Here is a 13,379-nt window from a genome sequence, read left to right as displayed (position 1 = left end):
AACCCTTTCTCGTGATTTCGACGTTACATCAAGATCGCCCGCTAGAAAACACTGAAATCTATGATTCTTTCCCTTGAGCCCTGCTATTCCTCGGCAAGGTGGCGCAGGAGAATGCTGCGCGCATCATTCAGTTGACGCAGCCTTTCGCTGTCAGGAATCAGCCCGCTGTCGGGGTGAAAAATCGATGCCAGAAATCGGTATCGCGCCTGTATTACCGCTTCATCTAGACCCCAGGCGCCCGGCACCCCCAAGACATAGGTTGCATGACCAACCGACCGCACACCGCCAACAAGGGGTCTGAAGGCCATCCGCGAGAGGGCTGCACGCAGTCTTTCATTCTCAGATTGTAGGTTTCCGCTGCTCTTTTTGACCGGCTCCACCCCATCGAGCATCGCCTGCGCTTCCAACGCCGCGTCGAGCGCGGCCCGAACCTCCCGAGGGTCGCTGGGAGCCACGGACTAAGGCCCGCGATAGCGCATGGCGACGATGGAAGCATCGTCGGCGCGCTCGACCTCCCCCATCGTCAGGCGCAACAGCGCCCGTTCGGCGACCGCATCAGCCCCCAGATCATCGCCATCGGCCAGGATCGTCCCAACCCCACCCATGCCCAGCGGCTTACCGCCCCGCAGGGTGCGGGCAACGCCAGGGCTATGGAACAGCAGGGTGCAGCGGCCGGGCAGCTCTACGACCGCCTGCTCGATCTTCACCCCCTGCTGGGTCGCCAGCGGCGCAGAAACCGGCCAATTCACCAGCTTTGCCTCGCCTGGGCGCGTGCTGAGGAAAGGCATGGGGAATGCCGAAATGGCCGCCGCCAGCGTACCAGTCTTAAGATCGAGCACCACAAGGCAGGCCTGGAGTTCAAGCTGCTGCTCGTTGTCCGCCAGCAACTGATCCGAAAGCCGGGCAAGGCAGGCGGCCGGCCCCGCGCTGGCGCCGATGCTGGCGCGGACCAGGGCGCGGGCGGTGACGGCCAGGAAAGCTGCCGGAATCCCCTCGCCCGCCACCGTGCCGACAAAGATCGCCACTCGATTGCCGTCGAGCGGGAAGAAATCGTAGAAATCCCCCCCCATCTTGGCGCCCTGAACCAGTTCGCCCCGGATCTCGATATCGTCGCGCGGCGGGAAGCTGCGCGGCAGCAGGGCCTTCTGCAGCCGACCGACGACCGCGAGTTGCTCCTTGAGGCTTTCCATCTGCTGCTGCTTGGCCACCGCGTCGCGCAGTTCCATGACCATCATGACCAGGCTGGCATGCTGGGCGCTGACCCGTTCGGTCATCACCCGGAAGGCCACGGCCAGGGCATCGAGGCTGTCGGCATGCCCCTGTTCGGCGCGGGCCTGGGCCTCGATCTTGGTCATATCGTCCATCAGTTCTGCCTTCGCCCCCTCGTCAAGGGTTTCGGACAGTTTCTCCATCTGACGGCGGATGAAGCGCAATTGGCGGCGGCGTAGCCGCAGGCGCCGGTCACCGGCACGCGACAGCTCAAGCTGGCTGTCGCGGAAGACATGCAGCGCACGGGCGGTCTGGCCGATTTCGTCCCGCCGATCTTCGCCAAAAATCTCGACCGAGGTATCGCCATGGGCAAGGCCGCGTAGGGCTTCGAGCGTGCTGTCCAGGGGCCGGAACGCCCGTCGGATGCCCCAGAGCCCGAACAGGACGAGCCCCGCCAAAAGCAACCCATCCGCGCCATAGGAAGTCAGTCGGCGACGATCGGAAGCCCAGCGCCGCTCGGTGCTCTCCACCACCCAGCGCTGCAGGCCGATGCGGGTTCCGGCGGCATTGGCAAGCGGCAGGGTCGCCAGCAGATGCACCTGATCGCCCAGATGAATTTCTTCCGTCCCGCGCGTCAGACCGCGGGCCTTCTGGGTCAGGGCGATAGGGTCGCCGGCGCCGGCACTCATTCGTGCCCGGCCTTCCAGATCGGTCAGCACGACGCCAGCGCCCGACCGGATGGCGACATCATCCAAAACCGGCTGCATCGGGCGCCCGACCACCAGCAGCCCCACCACCTTGTCCTGATGCAGCAGCGTGACCGCCGACACCTGGAGGAAGCTGTCGCCCGTCGCCTCGACGCCGCCAACTTCGCGCCCGGAAACCAGGGCAGCGGTCGCGGCCTGGGTTTCCAGCAGCGCCTGATCACCTGGCAGACGGGGCGCGGCAAAAACCGGCCGGTTCTGATCGTCCACCACCTGGATGGTCGTGATGCCCTTGCGCGACAAGGCATCCAGCAGCCCGGTCAGTTCCACCCGCAACTCCGGGAATCGCCTGTCCGCCAGCATCTGGGCGAGGTTTGGACGCTTCAGTAGTTCGGGGTCCAGCAGACGGCGGGTCGTCAGATCGTGCTTTTCCACCGCCGCCGCGAAGGCACGCTCATGGGCCGAGAGCTGCAAGGAGGCCGCTTCGTCTTTCAGGGCGGTTTCCCGCACATAGGCCGTGCCATGCAGCCCCAATCCCAGGGCCAGCAGCAGCAGGACGACGCCCAGCGCCAGACGGTCGCGCAGGTTCATAGCGTCGGCTCCCCTGGCGGGAGGCTACGGGGCGCGGCAGGCACCGAGATCAAAGCGATCAACGCGCCCAGGCCAATGAAGAGCGTCAGCACCCCGGCGATCAGCTCCGGCACCACGCCGCCTGCGATCAGCAATGGAATGGCGAGGATCCCCAGCACCCGCAGCAGCCGCACGCCGATCAGCACCCGCGCTTCACCAAGGCCCAGCGCTTCGGATTGGGCGACACGCTGGGCATGCCCCGCCAGCGCCGCCAGCACAAGCCCGCCCGCCACTCCGAGCAACGCGGATTGCGCAAGCGGCGGAGCCGCGTCGAGGCTGGCGGCAAAGGTCAGCAGCGCCGCGAACCAACGGGCCGCGAGGCGCGAGGCATTCCGCTCGCTCTGCGCCAGGAAGCGACTCAGCTCCAGGCTGATCAACAGGCCGCCGCCCCAGGTGCTCATCGCCAGGGCGCTTTTTGCGCTCTCCTGCAGCCCAAGCCCGATCAAGGCACCCGTTGGAAGTGCTGCCGCCAGCAGGATCGCAGCGCCTTCCCTGCGCCCGAGCAATGCCCGAAGCTCGATAGGCCGCAACCATGCCCGATGATCCGCCTCCCCCCGCTCGACCCGCAGGGCCAGTGCGCAGAGGCCCGCCAGCGCCAGCAGACCCGGCGCCAGATACCCTGCGATCCAGCTATCACCCGCTGTGATCCGGACCAGCAGCCCGGCCATCACCGCCCCGGCAGCGGCACCAGCAACGCCGTCGATATCCCAGTTCGCGCCCGGCGCCCTGGTCGGCAGACCGCCGCCCTCGCCACCCGTCTGCACAATCAGTCCGGCGCCATATCCGACCAGTCCGGCCAACAGCAGCACCGGCAGCCCAAGCCCGAACTTCTGGGCCGCCACCGCCCCTAACGCCAGCATCACCCCAATGATAATGCAGCGCCGCGCGCCCATCGCCCGATGCAGCGGCGCCAACAGCCGGGGCAGCAGCAATCCAGCGGCAAGCCCGACCCATCCGGCAGCCGTCTCCGGCACCAGCAGCAGCCCGGCAAAGCTTGCCAAGGCCGTCAGCAGTCGTCGTACCGGCCGCTCCAACGACGCCACCTGGGGACGCGTCGCGGCATCGGCAATGCGATAGGGAGACAAGGCAGCGCTCAGAACCCCGTCGATCCTGGCAGAGGTTCCGGTGTCATAGGCATCGCTGCGGGCATCTTCCGCCCGCCCTTCCAGTTCCAGCCGCCGACGGGTGAGATGCCGGGAGAGGCGGCCAAGGGCAATGGCGGCCTGACCGATTTCACCCCGTCCCTCGGCAACGGGACGATGGGAGAAGTCGCCGTCCCCGCCAGCCCGAACCATCGTTTCGATCTGGCGGATCGGTTCAACAAGGCTGCGCCCGGACCAGCAGCGCAGGATCTCCAGCACCGGCAACCCCGCCAGCAGCAGCGCGAAGACCAGAGTCAGACTGACACGGTCGGTATCCCGGGCCACCGCCGTTTCGGCATAACCGACGCGGACTTCACCGATAACCCGGTCGCCTTGCCGCAAGGGTCTGCCAACGAAGCCTCCGTCGGGTTTCGCCCCCGATGCGGCACGGGCAAAGAGGACGGCGCCGCCGCTATCGACCAGTTGCAGCGACCGTATCCGCGGCTGCTCCGCCATCACGTCGGCCAGATAACGGTCGACGCCTTCCAATTCCTTGAAGGGAATGCCATAGCCCAGCGCCCGGTCGACCTGCCCCGCCACAGCGCGGGCAACTGCTTCGGCTGTCGCCCCATGAACCGGCGCCAAAGCCTGACGCGCAAGGCCCAACCCGATGATCGCCACCCCGGCCCAAGCCAGAAGGATGAGCACCAGGGTCAACAGGAGGAACCGCCGCTGAGCGGCAACCGCCGTGCGGGTTCTCATGCGCCCTCGTCCAGATTCTCGAGGGCCGAAGACCCCGCCGCGATACCGATCAAGGCCGCAGAGGCCTTCAACAGATAGGCCTTGGCCGTCGGATCGGCGCTTTCGGGCGGCACGGGCATCGCCCCTCCATCGATATCAGCCCGGCGCAACTCGATCGCACCCTTGGACAGAAGGCTTGCAGCTCTTCCGACGGGATCCAGCAGGATACGGGTGCCGAAATAGGCAGCGGGCAGCAGCAGCACCAGAAGGACGCCACCGGCCAGCGTTACTCCTTCCAGGATCTCCGCCGCACGCACTTCCGAGCGCGCATCGCTTTCCATCACCACGACCATACCCACGGCGGCGCCCAGACCGTCGAGGATCGGCACGCCGACCGCATAACCGCCCTCGACCGCCCGTCGCCAGACCTGGCGCGGCAGGGTCGCTTCCGGTGCGAGCCAGGCTTCCGGTGCCGTTTCACCGATGCGCAGCCGGTCGGTCGCCCGCAGAATACGGCCACCCGGCCCGACCACTTCAATACTGCCCTGCCCTAGCAGAGCGCCACGCGCCCCATCGATCAGGGCCTGCGCCTCGATCAGCAGCGGCAAGGGTTGGCCAAAATTAAGCCGTGCCTCGATACCCAGGCGCAATTCGCCCGCAGTGACCGTCAACCTGTCCAGAGTCGCATCGCGCTGGGAACGCCTGAGGTCGAGAAACAGCGCTGCCGCCGTCATCAGGATCACGATCAGGAAAGCGCCAACCATCCACCAGAAGGCGCGCGTCGCAAGCCGCATCAGCCGACGCCCCCACGCCGCCACAACGACAATCGACCGAGCAGACTATTGGACGGCAAGGTCGAGGGGCGTCCATCGCCTTCACGAGAGTCACCAAAATCAGGCGCCAGTTCGACCGAAGCCGCCTGTTCGAGCAGTTCGCGGATCTCAGTAATTTCAGCCCGCAGCGCCGCCTCGCGGCCTTCAGCAGCCTTGCGCTCATCCTCCAGCGCTTTATAGAGGCGGTTTTCGCGTTCGCGATTTTCGCTGGCAACCTGTTTCAGGGTCGCCAGCAGATCGCCCACCCGCTGCTCCATCGCCTGATAGCGGGTCAGGAAATCGGTCGGAATCTCCACCGGCGGCGCATCCACATCCGGTGTCGCCCGCACCAGGACACTGGTGCGGGTAAAGCGGCGCGGTTCGGCCGGCGCACTATCGGCAAGGCTCTCGCCAAGGCCGGACAGCCAACGCGACACCAGCCCATACTGAACCTGCAGAACTTCGGCGATACGGCGATAGCTATGGCCGCGGGCCCGCAGCTTATGCGCCTCGGCCTCTTTCTCGGCCGCGCCAAGCCAACGCGAGCGCGCCGGGCGCGGCAGATCGGCGGGACGCGGTGTCGCCGAAGCCGCGTCATGGGCGACCACCGTCTGATCGATGCGCTCGAACGACATGCCTCGGTTTGCCTGCCCTAAAACCTTTCGCCCCCAAGCGCGTCGCTAGACCTTTTCAAAAGGAAATAGCCGCGCTGACGCAACGATAGCCGCAAACCCTTGAAAGGTCAGCCGTTAATTCGCCGTCGGCGCCATTAGCAATCCGCCTTCGGCAAGTTCCACACCGACCTCGCCACGGGCGAACGCTTGGGAAAGACTGTCGGGCGTGACCGGAACGACAGCAGCACGCGCCATATCGACTGCCGCATCGCCTGCCGTATCTTTATGCAGCACGACGCGCGGCAAGCCACCAAACAGATAATCGAACTTCACGACCCGCATACCGAAGGACAGCATGTTCTTGAGCGACACGCGGTTGCGCGGCTCGCAGGTCGACAGGATATCCCGGCATCCTTTTGCCCGCGCCTGGTCCAGGCGCCAGCGCAAAAGCAGCTTCTGCAACCCCTTGCCCCTGTATTGACCAAGTACTGCGACACCATCCGGCTGCCCTACAGTTGCCAGCCGATCAGGCGAAAGACCAATGAGACGACCGAAATTTTCGTCCGCAGGAACCTGTGCGCCAAACCCCAACACGCCAAAGGCGATCAACTCGCCATCATCCTCAACCCCGCCGATACAGCCCCAATCCTCGATATGAGCCGCAAAAAACTCCTGCGGATCGTCGGCCAGGAAGCTGGGGTCAGGCAGGGTCGAACGCACGCGGCGCTGTAGCGACCAGATCGCGTCTAGGTCGTGAATGTTTAAACGACGAACCGTAAAATTCGTAATCATAGGTTGTATGGATGTTTGCGAACGGTTTGGAGCCGTCATCGATTGATTTTTCCTTCAAAATATTCCCTATAAAAACACAAGCACCATACTATGGTTACGGGGCCTGCGGAATATAACTATAGTGGACCGATGACAGAGATGCGACCTTTGACGGATGAAATCGCGGAAAACTGGTCCTGGGTGGAAGGCGTCGAATCCCGGGCCCGCTCTTACGCACGGCGCTTTCCGGTGGAGTTTTCCCACGGCCAAGGCTCGGAACTAATTACCGCTGACGGACGACGCTTTATCGACCTGCTGGCAGGCGCTGGCGTCCAGGCGCTAGGCCATGCGCACCCGCGTATACTTGCCGCGATAGCGGATGAGCAGGCGCCGATCATCTCCAGCCTGGACCTCACGACCAGTGCAAAAGTGCGTTTCCTGCAGACATTTCTCGGGGTCCTGCCGAAGTCGCTCGAAGGGGATGCGAAGGTGCATTTCTGCGGCCCGACCGGCAGTGACGGGGTCGAGGCGGCCTGCAAGCTCGCGCGCCGGGTCACGGGTCGACGCGGGCTATTCACCTTCTACGGCTCCTATCACGGCATGAGCCAGGGCGCGCTTTCGCTGACCGCTTCGCGCGATGCCCGCCGCGCCGGGCTGGATGCCCGGATGGATGTCACCTTCTGCCCCTTCCCCTACCCCTTCCGGGGCAAGGGCGCCTGGAGCGACCCCGAAGCAGCCATCGATCTGGCGCTTGCCCATGTCGAAACCTTGCTGGAGGACGACCACAGCGGCACGGACATTCCAGCAGCGATGATCATCGAGGCGGTTCAGGGCGAAGGCGGCAGCATCGTCGCCCCGCCGCGTTTCCTGCGGGGGCTGCGCGCCCTGTGCGACCGCTTCGGCATTCTGCTGATCCTGGACGAGATCCAGGCCGGGATGGGTCGCAGCGGGCGCTGGTGGGCGCTGGAGCATGCCGACATCAACCCCGACATGATGGTGGTGTCGAAGGCGGTCGGCGGCGGCATCCCGATGGCGCTGCTCGTCTATCGCAAAGAGTACGACGTCTGGGAGCCCGGCGACCATATCGGCACCTTCCGGGGGCAGCATCTGGCCTTCGTGGCCGGGCGCGCGGTCCTGGAGGAGATGCAGGAAAGCAATCTCGTCGATCGTGTTGCTCAGATGGGCAGCCGCCTGACCCAGCGTTTGCAAAGCCTTGTCGACCGCTACGATATGGCGGGCGAGGCACGCGGTGTCGGACTCCTTCAGGGATTGGAACTGGTAGGGCGCCCAGGCTTGACGGCAAGCGAGGCCAGCCGCACGGTGCAGGCGCGCTTGTTCGAGCGCGGCGTGGTGATCGAGCGGGGCGGACGCGATGGCGCGACTCTCCGCTTCCTGCCGCCCCTGACGATCCCGGAAACCACCCTCGACCAGGCGGTCGATCTTCTAGAGCAGGAGTTAGCGCGACTGTGACTGCGTCATCAGCGACATCGACAGATCCCTCCACCTTCTTTGTCGCGACGACGCCAGATCCCCATGCCGCAAAACAAGTCGCCGACGCTCTGCTGAGCCCGGCGGCTGTCGGGCGGGCGACGGAGGTCATCCGGTCGACCATCAGTCCTGCCCCAACTCCCTTGATCTCTCTGCCCGCCCTGGCCCGCCAGCTCGGCATCGGCGCGCTGCACTTCAAGGATGAAGGGCAGCGCGCGCCCCTCAAATCCTTCAAGATGATCGGCGGCGCCTTCGCCGTTGCCGAGGTGCTGGCCGATCTGGTTGAGGCCGCCACCGGCACAAGACCCAGCGCCACGGCTTTGGCCGAAGGGCATTTCAAGCATCTGACGGGGCAGGCCGTGATGACCTGCGCCACCGACGGCAACCATGGGCGCGCCGTTTCCTGGGCCGCTCAGCGCTTTGGCGCCAAGGCCGTCATCTATGTCGGCGAAGCGGTGAGCCCCGGCCGGGTCGCTGCCATGGAGGCCTGGGGCTCGGAAGTGCGGCGGGTGAAGGGTGTCTATGAGGATGCCGTCGCCGCTGCTGCCGCCCAAGGCGCGGCGGGCTGGCATGTCATTTCGGATACCGCCTATCCGGGATGCGAAGCGGTTCCACGCCTCGTGATGCAGGGATACGCCGTACTGGCGGACGAGATCATCGCAGCCGTACCGGAAGTGCCGACCCATGTCTTGCTGCAATGCGGCGTCGGCGGCATGGCCGGCGCCGTCACCGCCCGCATCCGTCAGGTCTGGGGCATGGCGCCCCGCATTATCGTCTGCGAGCCCGAACGCGCCGACTGCGCCTTTCAGAGCGCGCGAGCCGGGAGCATGACGCCCGCCAGCGGCGATCTCGACACCCTCTGCGCGGGGCTTGCCTGCGGCGAGCTTTCGACCACCGCCTGGGAGATCCTGTCAGTGTCGGCAAACGGCTTCCTGACCTTCACCGAAGCCGAGGCGCTGGCCGCGATGAAACGGCTTAACCGCCCGCTTGCCGACGACCCTTCTATCGTTGCAGGCGAGTGCGCCGGGGCAGGACTCGCGGGATTGGCGAAAATTAGTAATAATTTTAATCTTCGCAGTTCACTAGCTCTCGACGAAAGCGCCCGTGCCGTTATCATCGGCACCGAAGGAGACACCGACCCAACGGTGCATCGACAGCTTTTGGAGACCCCCCTTTGATGCCTGCGATTGCCGAAACCGGCACCGCGTCCTCGCAGCCTAAACCTCCGCAGGCCAAGAGCGGATCATTCCGCCTATGGATCGTCGGCACCATCGTCGCAACCGTCGCCGCCACCATCGTTCTGCTGGCGCTTCTGAATTACGCCAAATTCGACCGGATCTATCAGCAGCATTACACCTCGCGCTTCATTCTGGTTCTGGATGACATGAAGCAGACGGTGGAGCGCTTTCTGGCGCTCGGCCTGTCCTTGGGATCCATGGGGGATCTGGGCGGCGGCCTGACCCGCGCCCAGGCGCTGAATACAGAGATCCGCACCATCCTTTTGACCAGCGACACCGGCGAGATTCTGACCCGCACCGACGGTGGCGGGGTCGCTCTGCCGACGCCCTGGCTGAAACCAGCGGGCGAGATGCCCCATCGCCTGGAGCTTGGCAACGGCCTGATCGCCCTGACCGCGCCAGTCCGAACCGACTTCGGCGCCCTGGTGGGCCAAGTCGTGCTGGTCCATTCCGACGAAGGCCGCCAAGCCAGCACCCGTCAGCTGCTGATCCAGCTTGGCACCCAGACCGCGGGCATCATCACGGTCGGTGGCGCCATCGCCGCGATCCTATGGATGTACTATCTGGGTCGGTTGCGTCGCCGGATTCTGACCACCGCTGCTGCTATCGAGGCGCTGGATGGCACCGAGGACGGGCTGGAATTCCAGAAAGCCATTGGCGAGCCTCTCGATCCGCAACTGCCGACGGCACTGGAGAAAACCCTGGCCGCGCAGATCGAACTGAATGCCGCCGGTTTTGCCGCCGATATGGAACTACCGCCCGAGCCTGAAGAGCCCGCCCCGCAGCCCGAGAAGAAGTCATGAGCGAAATCGTCGAAGCACCACAATCGACGACGCTTGGCCGCCGCACGGCGGTCCGCCTGCTGGGTCTGACAGCGCTAATCGGCCTGCCGCAGATGCTGCTGCTGGTCTATTTCGCGCTGGGGCAGTTCGAAAATGCCCTGCTGCCTGAACTGGAACGCAAAGCCGCCGTCGTGGGCGAGGTCCTGCGCGCCCAGGTTGATGGCGCCATCGACAAGGGTATCGCCCTGCCCGATCTGGTCGAGCCGGAAGCCTTTCTCAAGATCTACCTCAACCAGTATCCCGAATTGCGCTTCATCGCGCTAACCGATGCCACCGGCAAAGTCATTCATGTCGCGGGTATTGCGCCGGAAGCCGCCGATGAAGCTCTGGCAGAACTCCCCCCGCCCCTGACCCGCGTCGGCCATCCGACCGATGCGACGGTGGGCGAAGCCGCCTTGACGGTTTCCGCCCTGGCCCTCGGACAACCGGGGACACGCGGCTATATCGAGATCGCGGTCGACCGCGCCTATGTGCGGGGCGAGATCCGCGATTTCACGCTGGATATCGTCGTCATCGCCGTGGTCATGCTGATCGTGGCGTTCGAGATTCTGCTGTTTGTCGTCTCGGTCAAGATCGACCATCCCCTGACCCTGATCGGCCTGATGATCGAGCGCATGTCGCGCGGCGATTTCGGCTGGTTCCTTGCCGGGACAGGTCGGAACGAGCTGGGGATGATCGCGCGCGCTCTCAACAGGGCTGTACGCAACACCTCGGACATGGCCGTGAATCTCGGCCAGCGCGTTGTGCGTGCAGGCACCGCCGCCTCGCAGGATATCCGCCAGTCGACGCTGGATCTGGCCGAACGCTGGCAGTTCAAGAGCTTCTCTGAAGGTCGCCGGATCCGCGACGTCAATCTGCTGCTGATCCGCCTGCCGCTGTTCCTTTTTGTCTTTGCCGAGGAACTGTCGCGCTCCTTCTTCCCGCTCTATGTGCGCCAGCTTCATGCGGAGAGCAGCATCACCTGGCTCGACCCGTCGCTGGCTGTGTCGGTTCCGATCTCGCTGTTCATGCTCTGCACGGCAATCGCGACCCCGCCGGGCGGCTCCTGGACAGACAAGTTCGGCTCGCGGCGGATCTTTCTGATCGGGGCTGCGCTTTCGAGCGTCTGTCTAGTGCTGACGGCTTTTGCAGGCAGTTATATCGAACTGCTGGTCTGGCGCGGCTTTGGCGCTATCGGCTATGGCCTTGTCTTCATCGCCTCGCAGAGCTTCGTGCTGCACAATACCGGGCCGGAGAACCGGGCCAAGGGCATCGCGATCTATGTCGGCGCGATCACGGCGGCTGACATCTGCGGCCCCGCCATCGGCGGCGTGCTGTCGGACCGCTTCGGCCCCAGCGTCTCGTTCCTGATCGGCGGCGGGCTGGTCGCCATTGCAGCCGCCTTGATCTGGAGCCAGCTGCGGGATGAAACCGAACGCCCCCAGCGCCCGCCGCTGAAATTCACTTATTTCGTCGAACTGGCGCGCAATCCCGGCTTCATGGTCCTGCTGCTCTGCATGGCGGTGCCTGCCAAGCTGATCCTGACGGGCTTCCTGTTTTATCTCGTGCCGCAATTCAGTGCGGAACTGGGGAACAATCAGGCATCGACCGGCCGTATCATCATGCTCTATGGCCTGATGAATCTGATCGGCGCCCCTATCGCCGCCTTCCTGGCCGACAGGCTGAAGAAGGAAGTGCTGATGATCGGCCTGGGCGGCGTGCTTGCCGGGGCAGGTGCCGCCGCGCTCTGGTTCGAGGTCGATACCTGGATGCTGATCCTGGCGGTCATCACGCTGGGCCTTGGCCAATCGATCTCCATCGCCTCGCAACTCGCCCTGGTCCCAAGGGTAGCGCCCAAGGAAATCGAGAAGATCGGCATGACCACGGTGGTCAGCGTCTATCGCATCTCCGAACGGCTGGGCGGCGTGCTGGGGCCGTTTGTGGTCGGCGCCTTCGTCACCAGTTTCGGCGGATCGGGCTCGGCCACCGTGGCAACAGGGTTGCTGATCATCGGCCTTGCCAGCTTCTTCGTGTTATATTTCACCCTGCGTCCCCCAAAGCGCTGAGGGCTATCCAATGACCAAGCTTCTTTCGTCGCGCCGTGCATTCTTGACCACCCTTGGGGCTTCGCTGGCCGCGCCAGCGATCCTGAAAGCCCAGGGCGCGCGCAAGCGGATCTATATGGTGCTGTTCCGCGGCGAGACAGAGGTCGAGCAGGGATATCGCGCCTATGTCCAGGAACGCGGCCTGCCGTTCGAACTGATCATCCGCAATATCGACCGCAACCGCGCGAACCTGCCCAAATTCATCGACGAGATCCGCGCGACCAAGCCCGATCTTGTCTATGGCTGGGGGACTACGGTCGCCCTCGGGCTGGTTGGAACACAGGATGCGGCCGACCGCAGCGCCTTCATTCCCCCCGACATTCCGTGTGTCTATGCCCTGGTTGCCGATCCTGTCGGCGCAAAACTGGCGTCTCAGCTTGGCACCGGCACTGGGCGCAACGTGACCGGCGTCAGCCATATCGTGCCGCTGGCCAGCCAGATGGCCGCCATTCAGGCTTATCGCCCCTTTAATAAGATCGGCATGATCTTCAATCCGCAGGAAGAGAACTCGGTCCTGAACGTCAGGGCGATGCAGGCGCTCGCCCAGGAGAAGGGCTATAGCGTGGTGGTCGAAGAAGTTTCGATGACCGACGGCAAGCCAGATCCTGCTGCCGTCCCTTCGCTTGTCGATAAGGTTGCCGATGCAGGCGCGCAGTTCTTCTATATCGGCCCGGATACTTTTGTCGGCGACCAGCGCCACGCAATCACGGCCCGCTCCCTCGAGCGGCGCCTGCCGACTTTCACCGCGACCGAGCTCGAAGTCCGTACCTCCGATTGCCTGTTCGGCCTGGTGTCCCGCTATGACAATGTCGGTCGCTTCGCCGCCTATAAGAGCGAACAGATCCTGATGCAGGGCCTGAAAGCCGGCTCTCTGCCGGTGGAGACCCTGCAGCGTTTCAGCTACATCGTGAATATGTCGGTGGCTCAGCGGCTCAAGCTATACCCGCCTATGTCGGTCCTGCGTTTTGCGGAAGTCATCGGCGTCTAGTTGCTTATCGTTATTAAGTTTTAACTTTGTTCTCGACTTATTGTATGACCGGGCAGATTATTCCACCCTAAAGGGTCAAATCGCTTTTAGGATTAGGAGTGCTCGGTCATGGATGGTGGCAGCGATTTAAGCCTGCTCGCGCAGGCTTCAGGTGCTCAGGCCATTGGGCGTATCGA

At 64.3% G+C, this 13,379-nt stretch carries 11 protein-coding genes; 5 read left to right on the top strand and 6 right to left on the bottom strand.

Going from position 1 to position 13,379, the window contains the following annotated elements:
- Positions 1-83: 83 nt before the first annotated feature.
- From ACFSM5_RS15190 to ACFSM5_RS15165, 6 genes are all read right to left on the bottom strand, one after another.
- Complete coding sequence (locus ACFSM5_RS15190) at positions 84-455, bottom strand: J domain-containing protein (protein ID WP_379877317.1); 372 nt, start codon at positions 453-455, stop codon at positions 84-86.
- Between the two features lie 3 nt (positions 456-458).
- Positions 459-2,504, bottom strand: a complete 2,046-nt coding sequence (locus ACFSM5_RS15185) for a SpoIIE family protein phosphatase (RefSeq protein WP_379877316.1) — start codon at positions 2,502-2,504, stop codon at positions 459-461.
- Positions 2,501-4,387, bottom strand: coding sequence for a HAMP domain-containing protein (locus ACFSM5_RS15180; RefSeq protein ID WP_379877315.1), 1,887 nt, complete (start codon positions 4,385-4,387; stop codon positions 2,501-2,503). Before ACFSM5_RS15180 ends, ACFSM5_RS15185 begins: the two co-directional genes overlap by 4 nt.
- Positions 4,384-5,160, bottom strand: coding sequence for a hypothetical protein (locus ACFSM5_RS15175; RefSeq protein ID WP_379877314.1), 777 nt, complete (start codon positions 5,158-5,160; stop codon positions 4,384-4,386). Before ACFSM5_RS15175 ends, ACFSM5_RS15180 begins: the two co-directional genes overlap by 4 nt.
- Positions 5,160-5,813 (bottom strand): hypothetical protein, encoded by a 654-nt coding sequence (locus tag ACFSM5_RS15170; RefSeq protein ID WP_379877313.1) that lies wholly within the window; start codon positions 5,811-5,813, stop codon positions 5,160-5,162. The genes ACFSM5_RS15175 and ACFSM5_RS15170 overlap by 1 nt, the downstream gene beginning before the upstream one ends.
- 114 nt (positions 5,814-5,927) lie before the next feature.
- Positions 5,928-6,512, bottom strand: a complete 585-nt coding sequence (locus tag ACFSM5_RS15165) for a GNAT family N-acetyltransferase (protein WP_379877312.1) — start codon at positions 6,510-6,512, stop codon at positions 5,928-5,930.
- Positions 6,513-6,731: 219 nt separating this feature from the next.
- On the opposite strand from ACFSM5_RS15165, the gene ACFSM5_RS15160 reads away from it, so the two are divergent.
- Genes ACFSM5_RS15160 through ACFSM5_RS15140 form a run of 5 tightly spaced genes read left to right on the top strand, consistent with a single transcriptional unit; the run spans position 6,732 to position 13,203 of the window.
- Positions 6,732-8,033 carry an aspartate aminotransferase family protein gene (locus ACFSM5_RS15160; protein ID WP_379877311.1) on the top strand — a complete coding sequence of 434 codons (1,302 nt, stop codon included), beginning with the start codon at positions 6,732-6,734 and terminating at the stop codon, positions 8,031-8,033.
- Positions 8,030-9,229 (top strand): diaminopropionate ammonia-lyase, encoded by a 1,200-nt coding sequence (locus ACFSM5_RS15155; RefSeq protein WP_379877310.1) that lies wholly within the window; start codon positions 8,030-8,032, stop codon positions 9,227-9,229. Before ACFSM5_RS15160 ends, ACFSM5_RS15155 begins: the two co-directional genes overlap by 4 nt.
- A complete protein-coding gene (locus ACFSM5_RS15150; protein ID WP_379877309.1) occupies positions 9,229-10,092 on the top strand; it encodes a hypothetical protein in 864 nt (287 codons plus the stop codon). The genes ACFSM5_RS15155 and ACFSM5_RS15150 overlap by 1 nt, the downstream gene beginning before the upstream one ends.
- A complete protein-coding gene (locus ACFSM5_RS15145) occupies positions 10,089-12,176 on the top strand; it encodes an MFS transporter (protein WP_379877308.1) in 2,088 nt (695 codons plus the stop codon). The genes ACFSM5_RS15150 and ACFSM5_RS15145 overlap by 4 nt, the downstream gene beginning before the upstream one ends.
- A 10-nt stretch (positions 12,177-12,186) precedes the next feature.
- Positions 12,187-13,203: an ABC transporter substrate-binding protein gene (locus tag ACFSM5_RS15140; RefSeq protein WP_379877307.1), complete on the top strand. Its 1,017-nt coding sequence runs from the start codon at positions 12,187-12,189 to the stop codon at positions 13,201-13,203.
- Positions 13,204-13,379: the final 176 nt, after the last annotated feature.

Origin of the sequence: Lacibacterium aquatile (genome assembly GCF_042683105.1) — a bacterium.
Lineage (GTDB): Bacteria > Pseudomonadota > Alphaproteobacteria > Elsterales > Elsteraceae > Lacibacterium > Lacibacterium aquatile.
This window is presented reverse-complemented; position numbering and strand designations above follow the sequence as displayed.